Below are 1,270 nucleotides of genomic sequence, written 5' to 3' on the forward strand. Positions count from 1 at the left end.
TGGACTTACCCCGGTTTAGTGGACACGCATCGATAACTCCCACGTAGGAGAAACCCGATGCCCGCAATAATCACGGGGAAGAAGACGCAACGTTACAGTACTGAGTTCAAGGTGAAGGCGGTCGAGTGGAGCCACCAGGCTCACCGAAGCGTCCAAGGGGTCGCGGAAGCGCTGGATATTCACCCGTTTATGCTGTCACGCTGGCGAAAGGAGTACCGAGAGGGAAAATTTGCCATGAAACGGGTTAAGAAAGCGCCTGCCGAAGCCAAGGAAAAGGTCAGGGAGCAGGATGAAGTCACCCGCCTCAAACGCCGGGTTGCGGAGCTTGAGGAGGAAAACGACGTCCTAAAAAAGTTTCAACGTTTTCAGGCCGAGGAACGACGGAAGCGTTCCGGTTCGTCTGGAAACACCGGCAACGATACAGCGTAAAGTCGCTTTGCCAGCACCTCAGCATTTCACGCTCCGGCTACTACGCCTGGGTCAACCGAAAGCCAAGCAAACGAATGTCCGAGCGAGCTATGCTGCTGTCCCAGATCCGCAAGATCTACGATAACAGCGAGGGACGATACGGCAGTCCACGGGTTTATCAGGCGTTGCGCCGTGAGGGCGTCACGGTGGGTAAAAACCGGGTCGCGAAGGTGATGCAGCAATGGGGAATGAGGGCGCGCGTTACCCGCGTCTACCGGCGCTTGGTGAGGCGCCGTCATGAGCTGAAAGCGCTGCCCAATCACCGTTTGGAGGCTCCCGCACCGGACGCTGTGGATCAGCAGTGGAGCAGCGACGTCACTTACATCAAGCTGGGTTCGAAATACGTCTTCCTGGCGGTGGTGCTGGATCTGTTCTCGCGTCGAGTGCTGAGCTGGCGATTGGGTGAGAGACTGAGTGCGGATTTCTCCAGAGCGACCCTGCGCGAGGCTTTCGAAGCTCGGCGTCCCGCTGCTGGTCTATTGCTTCACACGGATCGAGGTATCGAATACCGGGCCCAAAAGACGCAACGATTGCTGAAACAGCATAGGGTACGTCACAGCATGAACCGCCCGGGCCAATGCACGGACAACGCCGAGGTTGAGTCCTTCTTCAAGACGTTGAAGGGAGAATTGCTGCACGCCACCAGTTTCGTGACGATGCGGCAATTACGGAAACATATAAATCACTATATTGAAGGCTTTTATAACACTCAACGGCTCCACAGCAGCCTTGGTTACAGGACGCCGCTGGAATTTGAGGATTTGCACTGATGGCGCGTGTCCACTTTTCTGGGGGAAGTCCA

The 1,270-nt window shown here is 56.1% G+C and carries 1 protein-coding gene and 1 pseudogene; both read left to right on the forward strand.

Annotation, left to right across the window (positions count from 1 at the left end; all coding sequences use genetic code 11):
• Nucleotides 1-57 precede the first annotated feature (57 nt).
• On the forward strand, nt 58-429 hold the full coding sequence (locus OP495_RS17950) for a transposase (RefSeq protein WP_280571138.1): 372 nt from the start codon (nt 58-60) through the stop codon (nt 427-429).
• Nucleotides 411-1,238: pseudogene (locus OP495_RS17955) on the forward strand (IS3 family transposase); the annotation flags it as partial. The gene OP495_RS17950 and the pseudogene OP495_RS17955, both read left to right, overlap by 19 nt.
• Nucleotides 1,239-1,270 lie beyond the last annotated feature (32 nt).

Source organism: Chromohalobacter sp. 296-RDG, from assembly GCF_029889885.1.
Lineage (GTDB): Bacteria > Pseudomonadota > Gammaproteobacteria > Pseudomonadales > Halomonadaceae > Chromohalobacter.